At 69.4% G+C, this 14,960-nt stretch carries 14 protein-coding genes; 8 read left to right on the forward strand and 6 right to left on the reverse strand.

Going from position 1 to position 14,960, the window contains the following annotated elements; all coding sequences use genetic code 11:
- Positions 1 to 14: 14 nt before the first annotated feature.
- The 7 genes from PSK12I2_RS0116910 to argE are packed head-to-tail and all read left to right on the forward strand — an operon-like array spanning position 15 to position 7,720.
- Complete coding sequence (locus tag PSK12I2_RS0116910) at positions 15 to 971, forward strand: ABC transporter permease (RefSeq protein ID WP_027599281.1); 957 nt, start codon at positions 15 to 17, stop codon at positions 969 to 971.
- A complete protein-coding gene (locus tag PSK12I2_RS0116915) occupies positions 968 to 1,870 on the forward strand; it encodes an ABC transporter permease (RefSeq protein ID WP_027599282.1) in 903 nt (300 codons plus the stop codon). The genes PSK12I2_RS0116910 and PSK12I2_RS0116915 overlap by 4 nt, the downstream gene beginning before the upstream one ends.
- A 1-nt stretch (position 1,871) precedes the next feature.
- Positions 1,872 to 3,716 carry an ABC transporter ATP-binding protein gene (locus PSK12I2_RS0116920; protein WP_027599283.1) on the forward strand — a complete coding sequence of 615 codons (1,845 nt, stop codon included), beginning with the start codon at positions 1,872 to 1,874 and terminating at the stop codon, positions 3,714 to 3,716.
- Entirely contained in the window at positions 3,713 to 4,018 is a 306-nt protein-coding gene (locus tag PSK12I2_RS0116925; RefSeq protein ID WP_027599284.1) for a (2Fe-2S)-binding protein, read from the forward strand. The genes PSK12I2_RS0116920 and PSK12I2_RS0116925 overlap by 4 nt, the downstream gene beginning before the upstream one ends.
- A complete protein-coding gene (locus tag PSK12I2_RS0116930) occupies positions 4,003 to 5,418 on the forward strand; it encodes an NAD(P)/FAD-dependent oxidoreductase (protein WP_051398741.1) in 1,416 nt (471 codons plus the stop codon). The genes PSK12I2_RS0116925 and PSK12I2_RS0116930 overlap by 16 nt, the downstream gene beginning before the upstream one ends.
- Positions 5,415 to 6,572, forward strand: a complete 1,158-nt coding sequence (locus PSK12I2_RS0116935; RefSeq protein ID WP_027599286.1) for an FAD-binding oxidoreductase — start codon at positions 5,415 to 5,417, stop codon at positions 6,570 to 6,572. The genes PSK12I2_RS0116930 and PSK12I2_RS0116935 overlap by 4 nt, the downstream gene beginning before the upstream one ends.
- Positions 6,569 to 7,720, forward strand: coding sequence for an acetylornithine deacetylase (gene argE, locus PSK12I2_RS0116940; protein WP_027599287.1), 1,152 nt, complete (start codon positions 6,569 to 6,571; stop codon positions 7,718 to 7,720). Before PSK12I2_RS0116935 ends, argE begins: the two co-directional genes overlap by 4 nt.
- A 15-nt stretch (positions 7,721 to 7,735) precedes the next feature.
- Here the strand turns inward: argE and PSK12I2_RS0116945 are convergent, their stop codons facing one another.
- The gene (locus tag PSK12I2_RS0116945) at positions 7,736 to 8,662 is read right to left on the reverse strand and encodes a glyoxylate/hydroxypyruvate reductase A (RefSeq protein ID WP_027599288.1); all 927 of its coding nucleotides are present in this window, start codon (positions 8,660 to 8,662) and stop codon (positions 7,736 to 7,738) included.
- A gap of 231 nt (positions 8,663 to 8,893) precedes the next feature.
- Here PSK12I2_RS0116945 and PSK12I2_RS0116950 point away from each other — a divergent pair, with 231 nt between their 5' ends.
- On the forward strand, positions 8,894 to 9,607 hold the full coding sequence (locus PSK12I2_RS0116950) for a cupin domain-containing protein (protein WP_027599289.1): 714 nt from the start codon (positions 8,894 to 8,896) through the stop codon (positions 9,605 to 9,607).
- A gap of 52 nt (positions 9,608 to 9,659) precedes the next feature.
- Here the strand turns inward: PSK12I2_RS0116950 and PSK12I2_RS0116955 are convergent, their stop codons facing one another.
- From PSK12I2_RS0116955 to PSK12I2_RS0116975, 5 genes are all read right to left on the reverse strand, one after another.
- Positions 9,660 to 10,151, reverse strand: coding sequence for an Lrp/AsnC family transcriptional regulator (locus PSK12I2_RS0116955; protein ID WP_007161776.1), 492 nt, complete (start codon positions 10,149 to 10,151; stop codon positions 9,660 to 9,662).
- 29 nt (positions 10,152 to 10,180) lie between these two features.
- On the reverse strand, positions 10,181 to 10,870 hold the full coding sequence (locus tag PSK12I2_RS0116960; protein WP_027599290.1) for a haloacid dehalogenase: 690 nt from the start codon (positions 10,868 to 10,870) through the stop codon (positions 10,181 to 10,183).
- A gap of 55 nt (positions 10,871 to 10,925) precedes the next feature.
- Positions 10,926 to 12,215 (reverse strand): 4-aminobutyrate--2-oxoglutarate transaminase, encoded by a 1,290-nt coding sequence (gene gabT / locus PSK12I2_RS0116965; protein ID WP_027599291.1) that lies wholly within the window; start codon positions 12,213 to 12,215, stop codon positions 10,926 to 10,928.
- Between the two features lie 143 nt (positions 12,216 to 12,358).
- Positions 12,359 to 13,822 carry an NAD-dependent succinate-semialdehyde dehydrogenase gene (locus PSK12I2_RS0116970; RefSeq protein ID WP_027599292.1) on the reverse strand — a complete coding sequence of 488 codons (1,464 nt, stop codon included), beginning with the start codon at positions 13,820 to 13,822 and terminating at the stop codon, positions 12,359 to 12,361.
- Positions 13,823 to 13,965: 143 nt separating this feature from the next.
- Complete coding sequence (locus PSK12I2_RS0116975) at positions 13,966 to 14,874, reverse strand: LysR family transcriptional regulator (protein ID WP_027599293.1); 909 nt, start codon at positions 14,872 to 14,874, stop codon at positions 13,966 to 13,968.
- Between the last annotated feature and the right edge of the window lie 86 nt (positions 14,875 to 14,960).

Below are 14,960 nucleotides of genomic sequence, written 5' to 3' on the forward strand. Positions count from 1 at the left end.
AGCAGGAGGTGGCTTTGGACCTTTCCGTCTTTTCCCTCATCGCCAGACGCCTCGGGGGCGGGTTGCTGACCCTGCTCATCGTCTCGTTGCTGGTGTTCTTCGTCTCCGCGCTGTTGCCGGGCGATGCCGCGCAGCAGGCGCTGGGCCAGTTCGCGCTGCCCGAGCAGGTCGCCGCGCTGCGGGCCCAGATGGGCCTCGACCAGCCGGCGCTGCTGCGCTACGTCCGCTGGCTGAGCGGCCTCCTGCACGGTGATCTCGGCCAGTCGCTGGCCAGCCAGATGCCCATCTCCACCATGATCGGCGATCGACTGGGCGGCTCCCTGATGCTGGCCGGGGTCACCGCCCTGGTGTCGGTACCCCTGGCGCTGGGTCTGGGCATCGTCTCGGCGATGAACGCCGGCGGTCGCCTGGACCGCGCCCTCAACGTCTTTACCCTGGGCATCGTCGCGGTGCCGGAATTCCTGGTGGCGACCCTGGCGGTGCTGGTCTTCGCCGTGCACCTGCAGTGGACCTCGGCGCTGACCTTCGCCCATGACATCGACGGCCCCCTGGACTTCCTGCGCGCCTATGCGCTGCCGGTGGGCACCCTGTGCTGCGTGATCGTCGCGCAGATGGCGCGGATGACCCGCGCCGCCCTGGTGGAGCAACTGCAGAGTCCCTATGTGGAGATGGCCCGACTCAAGGGCGTCGGTCCGGTGCGCGCCGTCCTGCGCCATGCCTTGCCCAATGCCGTGGGGCCCATCGCCAATTCCATCGCCCTGAGTCTTTCCTACCTGATGGGCGGGGTGGTGATCGTCGAGACCATCTTCAACTACCCGGGCATCGCCCAGCTGATGGTGGACGGCGTCGCCAGTCGCGACCTGCCGCTGATCCAGGCCTGCGCCATGCTGTTCTGCTGCGCCTACCTGGTGCTCATGACCCTGGCGGATCTCTGCGCCATCCTGTCCAATCCGAGGCTGAGAACGCTATGACCCGACCCGTGATTCCCGTACGTGCCGCGTCCGTCGTGCCGGTGGATGGCAAGACGCTCGACGCCCAGCTGTCACCGCCGCGGACCCGTCGGCGCACCCGCTGGTCCCTGACCGGCATCATCGGCGGCGTCCTGGTGGCCTTCTGGCTGTTCATCGCCCTGTTCGGCGTCTGGCTGGCGCCCTATGACCCGGGCGCCCTGGGCGACAGCGCGGTGCTGGCCAGCTATAGCCCTGCGCACCTGCTGGGCACCGACTACCTGGGCCGCGACGTGCTCAGTCGCATCCTCGACGGCGCCCGCTTCACCGTGGGGCTGGCGCTGGTGGCGGCGGTGTTGGCCTGCGTCCTGGGTACCGGCCTCGGTCTGCTGGCGGCGCTGTCCGGACGCTGGGTGGACGAGCCGCTGTCGCGGCTGATCGATGCGCTGATCTCGCTGCCGAGCAAGATGCTGGCGCTGGTGATGGTCTCGGCCTTCGGCTCCTCGGTGCCACTGCTGATCGTCATGGCGGTGGTGGGCTATGCCCCCGGCTGCTATCGCATCGCCCGCAGCCTGGCGATGAACCTCACCGAGCTGGAGTACGTCCAGGTCGCCCGCACCCGTGGCGAAGGCCGGCTGTACATCGCCCTGCGCGAGATGCTGCCCAACATGCGCCTGCCGCTGCTGACCGACCTGGGCCTGAGATTCGTCTACATCGTGCTGCTGCTCAGCGGCATGAGCTTTCTCGGCCTCGGCGTGCAACCGCCGAACGCCGACCTCGGCTCCCTGGTGCGGGAAAACATCGGCGGTCTGGCCGACGGCGCTCCGGCGGTGCTGATGCCGGCGCTGGCCATCGGCACCCTGACCGTGGGCGTCAACCTGCTCATCGACCGGTTCGGCGCGCGGCGCCGGGGAGGGCGCTGAGATGGAATTGCTGGTAGAGGTCAAAGACCTGCGCGTGGTCGCCCAGGGCGAAGACGGCAGCGAAACCACCATCGTCAAGGATGTCGGCTTCAACCTGGCCAAGGGCGAGGTGCTGGCGCTGATCGGAGAATCCGGCTCGGGCAAGACCACCATCGCCCTGTCGCTGCTCGGCTATGCCCGCGCCGGCTGCCGATTGGCCGGCGGCTCTATCCGCGTCGGCGACACCCAGGTGCTGGAGCTGGACGCCGCGGGCCTGCGCCGGCTGCGTGGCCGCACCGTGGCCTACATCGCCCAGAGCGCGGCGGCGGCCTTCAATCCGTCGCGGCGGCTGATGGAGCAGATCATCGAAAGCGCGCTGATCCATGGCGTCCTGACGCGTCGGGAAGCCGAGGCGCGGGCGCTGCAGCTGTTCAAGGAGCTGGCGCTGCCGGATCCCGAGCACATCGGCCAGCGCTATCCGCACCAGGTCTCGGGCGGCCAGTTGCAGCGGCTGATGGCGGCCATGGCGCTGATCACCGATCCGACCCTGGTGATCCTCGACGAACCCACCACGGCGCTGGACGTCACCACCCAGATCGAGGTACTGCGCGTCTTCAAGCAGGTGGTGCGCGAGCGGGGCGTAACCGCCATCTACGTCTCCCACGACCTGGCCGTGGTGGCCCAGATGGCCGATCGCATCCTGGTGCTCAACGGCGGCGAGGTCTATGAGAATCGCCGTACCGAACGCCTGCTGGCCAATGCGCGCCATCCCTACACCCGCAGCCTGCTGGCCGCGGCCCGGCCGGAACCCCTGGCGGAACGTGGCCTGCCCACCGTGGAGACCGCCGCCCCGGTGCTGGAGGTCAAGGACCTGGTGGCCGGCTACGGCCCCATCGGCGCCGATGGCCTGCCGCGCTATCGGGTGCTGGAGGGCATCGACCTGCGCATCGGCGCTGGCCAGGCTCTGGGCGTGATCGGCGAATCCGGTTCGGGCAAGTCGACCCTGGCGCGGGTGATCGCCGGCCTGCTGCCGCCGGCCCAGGGCAGCGTGCGCCTGGGTGGCGAATGGCTGCCGCCGGGTCTGGACGGCCGCACCCGCGAGCAGTTCCGCCGGGTGCAGCTGGTCTACCAGAATGCCGACACAGCGCTCAATCCGGCCCACAGCGTGGAGCGCATCCTCATGCGTCCGCTGGAGACCTATCACGCCTTCGACAAGGCTACCCGCCAGCGCAAGGTCCGCGACTTGCTCGACCGGGTGCAACTCCCGGCCAGCCTCGCCAGCCGGCGTCCGGGCGAGTTGTCCGGTGGCCAGAAGCAGCGGGTCAACCTGGCTCGGGCACTGGCCGCCGAACCCGAACTGATCCTCTGCGACGAGGTCACCTCGGCGCTGGATACCGTGGTCGGCGCCGCCATCCTCGATCTGCTCGCCGAATTGCGCCGTGAGCTGGGGCTGGCCTATCTGTTCATCAGCCACGACATCTCCACGGTGCGCAGTCTCTGCGACGAGGTGCTGGTGCTCTATGCCGGCCAGCCGGTGGAGCTGGGTACCCCGACCACGCTGCAACATCCGCCGCTGCATCCCTACACCGAGTTGCTCACCGCCTCGGTACCGGCGCTGCGCCAGGGCTGGCTGGAAGAGCAACCCATCCGCACGGCGGTCCCCCTGGTTTCGTCGCCGCCCGTCAGTGGCCGGCTCTGCAGCTTCCTGCAGCGTTGCCCGGTACGGCTCGAAGGCCGTTGCGACCGGGTGCCGCCCCGGCCCCAGACCCTCGCCGGGGGCAACCGCATCCTCTGTCATCATGATGGCGAGACCCTGCAGCGCCTGCAGGGTGGCGCCCTGCTGCACACCCAAGGAGTTCGCGCATGACTTCCCGCTTTCAGCGACTCGGCGAGACCGGCCGGCCCCAGGTCAGCCTCAGCGTCGATGGCCTGCCGGTCACGGCGCTGGCCGGCGACACCCTGATGGTCGCCTTGCTGGCCAACGGCCCGGCACTGCGCCGGTCGGAATTCGGCGACGAGCGCCGCGCCGGTTTCTGCCTGATGGGCGCCTGCCAGGATTGCTGGGTCTGGACCGCCGACGGCGAGCGCCTGCGCGCCTGCGGCACCGAGGTCCGCGAGGGCCTGCAGATCCTCACCACGCAACCGGAGGCGGTATGGAATCGGGCCTAACGAAAGGGGGCGGCAACCCGCCGCGGGTGGTCATCGTCGGGGCCGGTCCGGCCGGCGTGCGCTGCGCGGAAACCCTGCTGGCTGCCGGCATTACCCCGGTGGTGATCGACGAGAATCGCCGCGACGGCGGCCAGATCTATCGGCGCCAGCCCGAGGGCTTCCAGCGTCCCTATGCCACTCTCTACGGCAGCGAGGCGGGCAAGGCCGAAAGCCTCCACCGCACCTTCGACGGCGTGCGCGGACGCCTCGACTACCGCCCCGATACCCTGGCCTGGCATCTGCACGAGCGCACCCTCTACACGGTGCAGGGCAATCGCCAGCGCACCCTGGACTTCGATGCCCTGGTGCTCTGCACCGGGGCCGGTGACCGCCTGCTGCCGGTGCCGGGCTGGAACCTGGCCGGTACCTATACCCTCGGTGGCGCCCAGATTGCCCTCAAGGCCCAGGCGGTATCCATTGGCCGGCGGGTGATCTTTCTGGGCAGCGGCCCCTTGCTCTACCTCGTCGCCGCCCAATACCAGCAGGCCGGCGCCACGGTGGCCGCGGTCCTCGACACCGCGCCGCTGCGCCTGCGCGCCCAGGCCACGCCCAAACTGCTGGCCCGCCCGGGCGTGGCCTGGAAGGGCGTGCAACTCATGGCCTCGCTCAAGCGCGCCGGGGTGCCGCTGCACTTTGGCGTCACCCCGCTGGAGATCCTTGGCGATGCCGAACAGGGCGTGCGCGGCGTGGCCTTCGCCGATGCACGTGGCCTGCGCCAGGAGGTGGCGGGCGACGCCGTGGGCCTGGGTTATCACCTGCGCCCCGAGACCCAGCTGGGCGATCTCGCCCGCTGCGCCTTCGAATTCGAGCGCGCCACTGGCCAATGGGTGCTGCAACTGGATGCCGACGGCCGCACCTCCACGCCGGGGGTCTATGCCGCCGGCGATGGCGCCCGGGTACGGGGCGCCGACGGGGCGGAGCTGGCCGGGCAACTGGCCGCCTGCGCGGTCCTGACCGATCTCGGTCGCACCCCGCCCGCTGGCCTCGCCGAGCGCTGCCGCGAGGCGCTGACGGTGCAGGAGCGCTTTCGCCTGGGCCTGGCCGAGGCCTTTCCCTGGCCCGCGAAACAGATGGCCAGCCTGCCGGATACCGCGGTGGTCTGCCGCTGCGAGGGCATCACCGCCGGAGAGTTGCGCGCCGTAGTGCGCGAGAAGGGTGCCCAGGAAGCCAATCGGGCCAAGGCCTTCAGTCGCGTCGGCATGGGTCGCTGCCAGGGTCGCTATTGCGCCCAGGCCGGCGCCGAGATCATCGCCGCCGAATCCGGGGTGCCGGTGGAAACCGTTGGCCGCCTGCGCGGCCAGGCACCGGTCCGGCCATTGCCGCTGGGCATCGTCACCAGCGAAGAGGAGCTTTCGTCATGAACCAGACCGCCAACCGCGCGGACGTCATCGTCGTCGGCGCCGGCATCATGGGCAGCGCCAGCGCCTTCTTTCTGCGCCGCCGGGGCCTGTCGGTGCTCCTGCTGGAGCGCGATCAGGTCGGGCGCTTCGCCAGCGGCACCAATTTCGGCAACGTCCGCCGGCAGGGCCGCTACCTGACCCAGGTGGCGCTGTCCAACCGTTCTCGCGGTATCTGGGGTCGCCTGCCCGAGCTGATCGGCGATGACCTGGAATTTATCCCCGGCGGCCATCTGCGGGTGGTCTACGATCCCGGTCGCATCGCCATGCTGCACGAGTATGCCCGGGCGCCGGAGACCGCCGCCCTCAATCTGCAGGTGCTCGAAGGCGCGGCCCTGCACGAGAAGTTTCCCTACCTGGGCCCCGAGGTGGTGGCCGGCTCCTATGCGCCCCACGATGGCCATGCCAATCCGCGCCTGGCCGCGCCGGCCTTTGCCCGCGCCGCGGTGCGCGAGGGCGTCAATCTGCAGGAAGGGGTGGAGATCACCCAGGTCACCAAGCCGGATGGCGATTTCCTGGTGCAGGCCGCCGACGGCCGCCGCTACCAGGCGCCGCGGCTGCTGATCACCGCCGGAGCCTGGGGCAGTCGGCTGTCGAGCCAGTTCGGCGAGCCGGTGCCCATCGAGACCCATGGCCCCCAGATGGGCGTCACCGAGCCCTTGCCCTATGCCTTCAAGGAAGCGGTGGGCGTCTCTTCGCCGCTGGTGAGCGAGACCATCTACTTCCGCCAGATCCCGCGCGGCAACGTGATCTTCGGCGGCTGCTTCCGCTCCCGCCCGGATCTGGACACCCGTCTGGCCCGCGCCGAGCCCCATGGCCTGCTCAATCAGCTCACCCAGCTGCGCCGCCTGGCGCCGGCCCTGGCCAGGGTCAACGTGATCCGCACCTGGAGCGGGGTGGAAGGCTATATCGCCGACGACCTGCCGATCATGGGCCCGAGCAGCCAGGTGGACGGTCTCTATTACGCCTTCGGCTTCTGCGGCGCCGGCTTCCAGCTCGGCCCGGGGGTGGGCGACACCATGGCCGAGCTGATCGCCACCGGTCGTACCGAAACGCCGCTGGCGGCCTTCGACATCGGCCGCTTCGCGCAACCCCGCAGCGAGAGCCTCGCCGGATGAACAGCCAGGACCTGCTGCGCACCCTGATCGGCTTTCCCACCGTTTCCGCCGACTCCAACCTGGCGCTGATCCGACATGTGCAGGGTCTGCTGGAGGCCGCCGGCATCGCCTGCCGCCTGGTGCTCGACGAGAGCGGGCGCAAGGCCAATCTCTTCGCCAGCGTCGGCCCGAGCGACGTGCCCGGCGTGCTGCTCTCCGGGCATACCGACGTGGTGCCCGTGGCCGGCCAGGCCTGGACCCTGCCACCGTTCGAGGGGACCCTGAAGGACGGCCGGATCTATGGGCGCGGTGCCTGCGACATGAAGGGCTTCGTCGCCTGCGCCGTGGTGGCCCTGCTGGCCGCCGCCCGGGGTGAGCCCCTGAAGCGACCGCTGCAACTGGCCCTTTCCCACGACGAAGAGATCGGCTGCGTCGGGGTGCGCCGCCTGCTGGATGTGCTGGAACTGGCGCCGGTGCGCCCCTTCCTCTGCATCGTCGGCGAACCCACGGACCTGCAGGTCGCCCTCGGCCACAAGGGCAAGGCCGCGCTGCGCGCCCACTGCCATGGCCAGGAGGGCCATTCCTCCCTGGCGCCGCTGCACGTCAACGCCATCCACCTGGCCAGCGACTTGGTCGGCGCCCTGCGCGCCAGCCAGCGGCGCCTGGCGGAAGAGGGCGCCCACGACGCGGCCTACGACATCCCCTACACCACCCTGCATGTCGGGCGGATCGAGGGCGGCAAGGCGCTGAACATCGTGCCCAACCTCTGCACCCTGGACTTCGAGATCCGTCACCTGCCGGCGGACGATCCCGCCATCCTGGTCGCCGCGCTGCAGGAAACGGCGGACAGCCTGGTCCGGGAGGCACGGCAAACCTCGGCCAAGGCCGCCATCGAGATCGAGACGGTCAACGCCTATCCGGGCCTGGATACCCATCCCAGCGTCGAAGCCGTGCGCTTCCTGCAGACCCTGGTCGAGCCGGGCACCACCCAGCTCAAGGTGGCTTTCGGCACCGAGGGTGGCCTTTTCGCCAGCCGGCTGGACACCCCGGTGGTGGTCTGCGGCCCCGGCAGCATCGAGCAGGCGCACAAGCCGGACGAGTATGTCGAACTGAGCCAGCTCGCCGCCTGTGACGCCTTGCTTGGGCGGTTGCGGGTGGCCCTGGGTTGAGGCCACCCGGTCTCTTCAGTAGCCCCGCTGGCGATCCACCAGACCCTGCATGGGCTCACCGCGCTGATGGCGGCGGATATTGTCCAGCAGCACGGTGAACGCCGTTTCCGGCACCGTCATGGCGCCCACGTGGGGCGTCAGCCAGATCCGCGGATGCTGCCAGAAGGGATGGTCGACTGCCGGCGGTTCCGGCTCCACCACGTCCAGCACCGCCTGGCTCAGCTGACCGCTGTCCAGCGCCGCCAGCAGGTCGGCTTCCACCAGCTGGGCGCCACGGCCGAGGTTGATCAGGCTGGCGCCGCGGGGCAGGGCGGCGAACAGGCGGGCGTCGAGGATGCCGCGGGTCTCCCCGGTCAGCGGCAGCAGGCAGATGAGGATCTCGCAATCGGCCAGGAACGCCGGCAGCTGCTCGGCGCCGGCATGGCAGCGCACCCCCGGCAGCTCATGGGGCGAGCGCGACCAGCCCGAGAGCTGGAAGCCGAAGGTGGCGAGCCGCTCCAGCACCGCCTGGCCGATCTGGCCCAGACCCAGCACGCCGACGCGTCTGTTGTTCGCCGTTACCAGGGCATGTTCCTGCCAGCGTCCCGCGGCCTGCTGGTCGAGATAGAGGGGCAACTGGCGATGCAGCGCCAGCACCATGAGGGTGGCGTACTCCACCATGCCGGCGACGATGCCAGGATCCAGCATCCGCACCACGGGCAGCGCTGGCGGGAACAGGTTCAGGTCGAACTGGTCGACGCCGGCCGAGGTGGCGAACAGCACCTCCAGGTTGGGAAAGCGGTTGGCCAGGTCTTCCGGCGGTTGCCAGCAGGCCAGGTAGCGGACTTCTTCGGGATTGCCCACGTCCGGCCACTGGCGGAAGGCGATATCGGGCGCGCGTTCCTGGAACAGGCGTCGCCAGGCCTGGCCACGTTCGGGATCGGCCTTGTAGAGCAGCGTCATGGGGAGGTCTCCGGCAAAGCTCAAGGATGGCGCAAGCGTGCGGTAGTTTGTCCCGAATTCTCCGCTGCCGCCGCCATGATCGGTGGTGCGGTGGAAACTGCGCCGCATCTGGGAAAAACGGCAGCTTCTGTGCCGGCCCAGGGCGCAAACGCCATAACCCCGGTGCCCTGCGAGTCGATACTGGCCGGGTCCGCGGCGCCCCTGCCGCGCCTCTCGACGTGAGGATCCGCCATGCCTTTGCTGCACTATTGCCAGCCGCCCGGTGACCGCCAGCTGCCCCGGGCGCTCCAGCCGCTGCACGATGATCCCCTGGCCGCCGGCCGCGAATTGCACCTGCACGATGGCCACCTGGGCTATGTGATGGGCAGCGCCGTCGCCCATTCCGCCGATTGCCGGCTGGACGACTACCCCTGGGTGGAAGTCAGCCTCATCGAGGCCGGGGAGTTGCAGCTGGAATGGGAGGGGAATGCCCTGCACCTCAAGGCCGGCGATGCCTTCATCCTGCCGCGTGGCCTGAGCTGCCGCTGGCGTCACGGCGGCGAATTGCGGCGTCTGTTCATGGCCTTTCCCGGCCGGGCCAGCGAAGGCCCCATGCCTCAGGCACCCGTGCTGCTGGATCCCTCGGCGCCGCGCGAACCCTCGCCGCCGCCAGCGGCCAGCGTGCTGCTGAGTCCCGAGCCCACGGCCACCGGCTGCGACCTGTTCGAAAGCGGTGGCGGGGCCCTGCGGGTCGGGATGTGGGAGTGCACGGCCTATACGCGCAAGGCGGTGAGCAATGCCCACTGCGAGCTGATGCTGCTCTATGCCGGCGCCGTGACCCTCGCGGTCGAGGGCGAAGCGACCTGCACGGTCAACGCGGGCGAGGCGGTGCTGGTACCGGCGGAAACGGCCATGGCCTGGGACAGCCGGGAGCGGGTGCGCAAGCTGTATTGCATCCTGCGCTGAGAAGAGGGCGCTCCGGCAGCGGGATGCTGGCGGAGCGCCGCGGCGAGGGAGGTCAGCCGGCCTTGATCAGGCTGCGCAGCGGCAGGGCGTTCTTGACCACCGGCGACTTGATGACGATGTAGCTGAAGTACTTCTCGATACCGACGTTGCGGTCGAGGATGGATTCCATCAGCTCCTGGTAGTGGCCGATGCTGCTGCACATGAAGCGCAGCAGGTAGTCGTAACCGCCGCTGATGAGGTGGCATTCGAGGATCTCGTCGACCCCGCGGATGAAGGACTCGAACTTCACGAAGTCGGCGCGCTTGTGGTCGGAAAGGGTGACCTCGGTGAAGACCGTCACCGAGTTGGCGATCTTGGCGAGGTTGACGTGGGCTTCGTAGCCGCTGATGTAGCCGGCTGCCTCCAGGCGCTTGACGCGCTGCAGGCAAGGGCTGGGGGAGAGGCCCACGGCTTCGGCGAGACTGACATTGGTCATCCGGCCATCCTTCTGCAGTTGCACCAGGATGTTGATGTCGATGCGGTCCAGTTTTGTTGCGGCGTCCATCGTCGTTCCTCGCAGTCGTGAACGTCAGGCTAGGCACGCAGGGCGGTCTGATGCGCATGCACCAGATCGGCGAGACTCGCGTACTCGCACCGCGTGCCATCCAGGGCCTGCCGTGAAAGGTTCCAGGGCCGCGAGCGATCACGGCGCAAGGTACACAGCGGAAAATCCACCAGGGGGTTCCAGGGGTCGTCCGGTTCGCTGCCTCTTACCGGCAGCAGATCCCCGCGCGCCAGGCCAAGCTCCTCCAGGGTGTTGTCCAGCGCCAGGCGCAGATCACCGCCGCGGTTGGGGATCACGGCGGCGAACACCTCGGGCAGCCGCGCCGTGACCGCTGCGGCGTCGCCGTCATCGGGCGAGGCCAGCAACACCAATCGATAGAACTTGCTCAGGTACTGCAGCGCGCCCGGCGCATCCTCGAACACCGGCCAGCACGACGTGGCGTTTCCAAAGGCCACGCTGGCATCCAGGTCGGCTTCCTGCTGCAACTCTTGCGCCAGACGCTGGTGGATACGCAGGTGCAGGCTGGTCTGGCTGGCGTTGGGTGTGGCCTGGCGCAACTCGCGGGCGAGGCGGTGATAGCTGCCGAGCAGCCAGTCGGGATGGGTGCTGAGGCCCGCCTGCGCCACAAGGGGGCGCAGGGCTTCGAGGATGCCCCCTTCGCGGTCGACGAGGGTGCCGTAGCAGGAAAAGCCTATGGCCTGGTAACGCGTGATTCTCATGGTCGGTTTCCCCTTGGCGCCGCGCCCATCAGGCCGGGCGGCGTTACGTTCGACCTCAGGCACCGGCCTGGGCGAGGGCTTGGCCGAACATGTGCAAGGCTTCGGCCAGTTGTGCCTCGGTGGTCACCAGCGGTGCCAGGAAGCGGATGACGTTGCGTTCGACACCGCACTTGATCACCAGCAGGCCCGCCTGGCGGGCGCCGTCGATGACCTGCTGGGCGAGGGCAGCGTCCGGGCTGTGGCCATCGGCGCCGACCATCTCCACCGCCAGCATGAAGCCGCGGCCGCGCACCTCGCCGATGCGTGGATGCCGTCGCTGCAGCGCGAGCAGACCGCTGCGCAGCTGCTCGCCGAGGGCGACGCCACGGGCGACCAGGTCCTCTTCCTCGAATACGTCCAGCACCGCCAGGGCCGCGGCGCAGGCCAGGGCGTTGCCGCCATAGGTGCCGCCGAGACCGCCGGGCAGGGGCGCGTCCATGATGGCGGCGCGCCCGACCACTCCGGAGAGCGGCAGGCCCCCGGCCAGGCTCTTGGCCACCGTCACCAGATCGGGCTGGACGCCGGTCTGCTGGAAGGCAAACAGGCTGCCGGTGCGGCCGAAGCCGGTCTGGATCTCGTCGGCGATGAGCACGATGCCGTGCTGGTCGCAGAGGGCGCGCAGCGCCTGGAGGAATTCCACCGGCGCCGGGCGGAAGCCGCCATCGCCCTGCACCGGTTCGATCAGAATCGCGGCCACCTGGTCGGGCGCGACCTGGGTGGCGAAGACCTCGCGCAAGCCGGCCAGGGCCTGCTGGCTATCCACTCCGCGGAAGGCATCGGGGTAGGGCGCGTGGTAGATGTCACCGGGGAAGGGGCCGAAGTTCTGCTTGTAGGGCTGGGCGAAGCCGGTGAGGGTCACGCCGAGCAGGGTGCGACCGTGGAAGCCGCCGCGAAAGGCGATCACCCCGGGCCTTTTGGTGTGGGCGCGGGCGATCTTGATGGCATTTTCCACGGCTTCGGCGCCGGAGGTCAGCAGCAGCGTCTTGTAGGCTTCGCCGTTGCCGATGAGGGTGTTGAGACGATTGGCCAGCTCCAGGTAGGGCTCGTAGGCCATTACCTGGAAGCTGGCGTGGGAGATCTCCCCGACCTGACGGCGCACGGCCTCCACCACCCGTGGGTGGTTGTGACCGACATTGAGCACGCCGATGCCGCCGACGAAATCGAGATAGCGGCGACCGTCCACGTCCCAGACTTCGCTGCCCTGGGCGCGGGCCACCACGACGGGATGGGCGGTGATGATGCCGCGGGGAACGCCTTGTTCGCGAAGACCCAGCAGGCGGTCGGTGGCTTTGGCAGCGGAATTCATGCAGCGATACTCCAGGCAGGGGCGAGAGTTCCAGCCTACGCAGGCCGCAGGGTCGGTAACGCTGAAGTTGCCGGCCCCGGCATCGTGATCGGCTGTTTTGCTTGGGAGCGGCGGCATTTTCGGTTGCCTGCCGCCGGTGGCTTTCAGTCGAGGCCGCCAAGGTGCCAGGCCTTCACTTCCAGGTACTCGTCCAGCCCCAGGTGCGAGCCTTCGCGGCCCAGGCCGGATTGCTTCACTCCCCCGAAGGGCGCGACCTCCATCGACAGGGTGCCGGTGTTGAGCGCCACCATGCCGAATTCCAGCTGTTCACCGACGCGCCAGGCGCGGCGCAGGTCCTGGGTGTAGTAGTAGGCGCCCAGGCCATAGGGCGTGGCATTGGCCAGCGCCAGCGCCTCGGCTTCGTCGCGGAAGCGGAACAGCGGCGCCACCGGGCCGAAGGTCTCCTCGCGGGCCAGCAGCATGTCCGCCGTGGCGCCGGTGAGCACAGTAGGGGCGACGAACTGGTCGCGACCGCTGGGCAAGCCGCCGAACAGGGCCTTGGCGCCCTGGGTCAGGGCGTCGTCGACATGACGCGCGACCTTGTCCACCGCCAGGCGATTGATCAGCGGACCGAGGGTCACGCCGGCCTCCAGGCCGTTGCCCACCTTGAACTTGGCCACTTCGGCAGCGAGCCGCCCGGCGAAACGGTCGTGGATGCCGTCCTGCACCAGGATGCGGTTGGCGCAGACGCAGGTCTGGCCGGCGTTGCGGAATTTGCTCTGCAGCACCCCGGCGATGGCCAGGTCCAGGTCGGCGTCATCGAAGACGATGAAGGGCGCATTGCCGCCCAGTTCCATGCTGGTGCGCTTCACCGTGGCCGCGCACTGCGCCAGCAGCAGCTGGCCGATGCGCGTGGAGCCGGTAAAGGACAGCTTGCGCACCGCCGGATTTCCGGTCAGTTCACCGCCGATGCCGGCGGGCATCCCGGTGACCACGTTGAATACGCCGGGCGGAAAGCCGGCGCGATCGGCCAGTTCGGCCAGCGCCAGGGCCGACAGCGGGGTGAGGTCCGAGGGCTTGATCACCACCGGGCAGCCGGCGGCGAGTGCCGGGGCGGCCTTGCGGGTGATCATGGCGTTGGGGAAATTCCAGGGGGTGATGGCGGCGGCGACCCCCACCGGTTGCCGCAGCACCAGCACCCGGCGATCCCGGGCCGGTGCGGGCAGGATGTCGCCAAAGCTGCGTCGGGCTTCCTCGGCGAACCATTTGACGAAGCTGGCGCCATAGGCGATCTCGCCACGGGCCTCGGCCAGCGGCTTGCCCTGTTCCAGGGTCATCAGCAGGGCCAGGTCGTCCTGGTGCTCCAGCATCAGCGCATGCCAGCGCTCCAGCAGCGCGGCGCGTTCGGCGGCCGGACGCTCGCGCCAGGCCGGCCAGGCCGCTTCCGCCGCGGCGATGGCACGGGCGGTTTCCCCAGCCTCCAGGGCGGCGACCTGGGCGAGGGTCTCGCCGGTGGCGGGGTTGTCCACGGCAAAGGTGGCGCCGTTGTCGGCGGCGATCCAGTGGCCGTCGACATAGGCGGAAGCTTTGAACAGGCGGGGATCCCGCAGATCGAGGTGCAGCGGCATGGTGGCGCTCCCAGTGGCAGGTCAGGCCCTGAGTCTAGGGAGGGGTGGCGGTGGCGAATGCCGAAATCGACCGCTGTGACCCGGCGCCGAACGCGTTCGCGGCGACGTTGCCGCACTTTCTGCGGTGGCTTCCTGGCCTGCCGCTACTGAGGGTCAGCGCCCGCGTCCAGCCCCTTCACCGCCAGGTCGAGGAAGTTGGCCAGCGCCTGGAGGCGGGCACTGCGCTGTTTGCGGGCGGGGACCAAGAGGGTGATGGGCGCGCTGTCGAAGCGCCACTCCGGCAGCAGCCGGACCAGGGCGCCGCGTGCGATGGCATCGGCGACGTCCCACTGGGAACGCAGCACGATGCCCAGACCCTGTTCGGCCCAGCGTCGGGCCACGCTGCCATCGTTGGTGAGCAGCGCCGGTTCGATGCGCAGCGTCTGGCGCTCCTGGTCGTTGCGCAGTTGCCAGAGGGTCACGTCCTCGTCGTTCTCGCGGATGCAGATGCAGCGGTGCTGCAGCAGCGCCCTGGGCCCCTGCGGCAGGCCGTGCTGCTCCAGGTAGGTCGGACTGGCGCACAGCCAGCGTTCGTTGTGGGCCAGGGTCTTGGCGATCCAGGAGCTGTCGTCGATGGCGCCGATATGAATGACCGCATCGCTGTCGTGCCGGTCGGGCCAGGGGGTCTCGCGCAGGTCCAGTTGCAGGCGTAGCTGCGGATGCAACACGGCGAAGCGCGCCAGCAGCGGGGCGATGCGCTGGCGGCCGTAGCCGAAGGGCGCGGCGAGGCGCAGGGTGCCCACCAGCTGCCGATCCTGGCGGGCGAAGGTGTCGGGCAAGGCCTCCAGGCGTTCGAGCAGTTCGCTGCATTGCTGGGCGAAGCGCTCGCCGTCGGGGGTCAGACTCAGCCGCCGGGCATCGCGATTGGCCAGGGCCACCCCCAGCCGTGCCTCCAGCTTGCGCAGGCGGGTGGAGAGCGCGGGCGGCGAGACGTTGAGGGCGCGCGCCGCCGCGCTGAGGGAATCACAGCGGGCCAGGAGTACCACCAGGCGCAGGTCTTCAATGGCGATCATTAATCTGGACTAAAGGAATGCATCAGCAGGATTGAATCACAGGTTAACGAAGGGCGGCTACAGTTCGCCCATTGCCCACCGGTCGA

This window comes from Pseudomonas sp. MOIL14HWK12:I2 (assembly GCF_000510745.1).
Classification (GTDB): domain Bacteria; phylum Pseudomonadota; class Gammaproteobacteria; order Pseudomonadales; family Pseudomonadaceae; genus Chryseomonas; species Chryseomonas oryzihabitans.